The organism is Pseudomonas sp. P7548 (assembly GCF_013386585.1).
Taxonomy (GTDB): domain Bacteria; phylum Pseudomonadota; class Gammaproteobacteria; order Pseudomonadales; family Pseudomonadaceae; genus Aquipseudomonas.
The window spans coordinates 1-1856 of sequence record NZ_JACARO010000083.1 but is presented as its reverse complement, the minus strand read 5'-3'; the positions used below and the strand labels follow the sequence as shown (position 1 = coordinate 1856).

At 63.3% G+C, this 1856-nt stretch carries 1 protein-coding gene and 1 pseudogene; both read left to right on the top strand.

The features are described 5' to 3' along the window. The coding region (locus tag HX803_RS26945) for an ATPase domain-containing protein (protein WP_178924954.1) at positions 1-1385 on the top strand (1385 nt) is incomplete at its 5' end. 11 nt (positions 1386-1396) lie between these two features. Next, positions 1397-1856, top strand: a pseudogene (locus HX803_RS26940) (hybrid sensor histidine kinase/response regulator); the annotation flags it as partial.

The following is a 1856-nucleotide window of genomic DNA, read 5'->3' as shown; positions in this document are numbered from 1 at the left end:
CGGGCACCGGCAAGACCACCGTGGCCCTGCATTTCCTGCAGGCCGGTGCAAACAACGGCGAGCGTTCGCTGTACATCACCCTGTCGGAGACCGAGCGTGAACTGCGCCAGGGTGCCAAGTCCCATGGTTGGGACTTGGACGATAATATTCATATCTTCGAACTGACCCCGCCCGAGAGCCTGCTTAACGCCGAGCATCAGCAGAGCCTGCTGTACTCCTCGGACCTGGAACTGGGCGAAGCAACCCGGCAGATCTTCGAAGTGGTGGAACGGGTCAAGCCGACCCGTGTCGTGGTCGACAGCCTGTCCGAGATTCGCCTGCTGGCCCAGAGCTCGCTGCGCTATCGCCGGCAGATCCTGGCTATCAAACATTACTTCGTGCGCTACGACGCCACCGTGTTGCTGCTGGACGACCTCACCACCGAATCCCTCGACAAGACCGTGCACAGCGTGGCCCACGGGGTGATTCGCCTGGAAGAACTGACCCCCAACTACGGCGCCGAACGCCGTCGGGTGCGGGTGGTGAAGTACCGCGGCCAGAAATACCGGGGTGGCTTCCATGACTTCACCATCATGCAAGACGGTGTACACGTATTCCCCCGACTGGTCGCGGCCGAGCACCGGGGTGGCTATAACCGCCAAACGTTGAGCAGCGGCATCAAAGAGCTGGATTCGTTGCTCGGTGGCGGCATCGAGACCGGTTCCAGCAGCCTGATTCTCGGCCCGGCGGGTACGGGCAAATCGCTGATTTCGATGATTTTCGCCGCCGCCGCCGTAGCCCGTGGCGAGAAAGCCGCGCTGTTCATCTTTGATGAAGAGCTGGGCCTGCTGTTCGAGCGCATGAAAAACATGGGCATCGACCTTGAGGCGCTGCAAGCCACCGGCAACCTGCTGATCGAACAGGTGGACGCCGCCGAGCTGTCACCCGGCGAGTTCTCCCACCGCGTGCGGCGCTGCGTGGATGAGCGCGGCATCAAGACGGTAGTGATCGACAGCGTCAACGGCTACCAGGCCGCGATGCCAGAAGAGAACGCGCTGATCCTGCACATGCACGAGTTGCTGCTGTACCTCAACCGTCGCGGCGCCGCGACCTTCATGACCGTGGCCCAGCATGGCCTGGTCGGCGACATGCAGGCGCCGGTGGACATCACCTACCTGGCCGACACGGTGATTCTGCTGCGGTACTTCGAAGCGCTGGGCAAGGTGCGTCGCGCGATCTCGATCATCAAGAAACGCACCGGCTCCCATGAATCGACCATCCGAGAATACCGTATCGGCAGCCGCGGCATGACCGTGGGCGAACCCCTGGACAACTTCCAGGGTGTGCTGCGCGGCATCCCCACCTACCTCGGTGCCGGTTCGCCTCTGCTCAAGGATGAGGGCTAGTGGCCGAACCTATGCTGGTCTCCGAGCGCGCGATTATTCTTGCGCCCTTGGGGCGCGACAGCACCCTGGCGTTGATGATGCTCAACGAAGCCGGCTACAGCGGCATCGTTGCCAACAACCTGGCCCACCTGTGCGACGCGCTGGAGCAAGGTGCCGGCTTGCTGGTGATCGCGGCCGAAGCCTTGCGCGGCGTTGAGCTGGACCCGCTCCTGGAGTACCTGCACCAGCAGCCGGCCTGGTCCGACCTGCCGATCGTGCTGATGACCCATCACGGCGGCAGCGAGCAGAACGGCTCGTCACACCTGAGCGGCCTGCTGGGCAATGTCACCTTCCTGGAGCGGCCGTTTCACCCGGTCACCCTGATCAGTATGGTCAGCGCCGCCCTGCGCGGCAGACGCCGGCAATATGACGCGCGGGACCGTCTGATCGACCTGAGCGAAAGTGAACGGCGCCTGCAAAGCACCCTGGAAA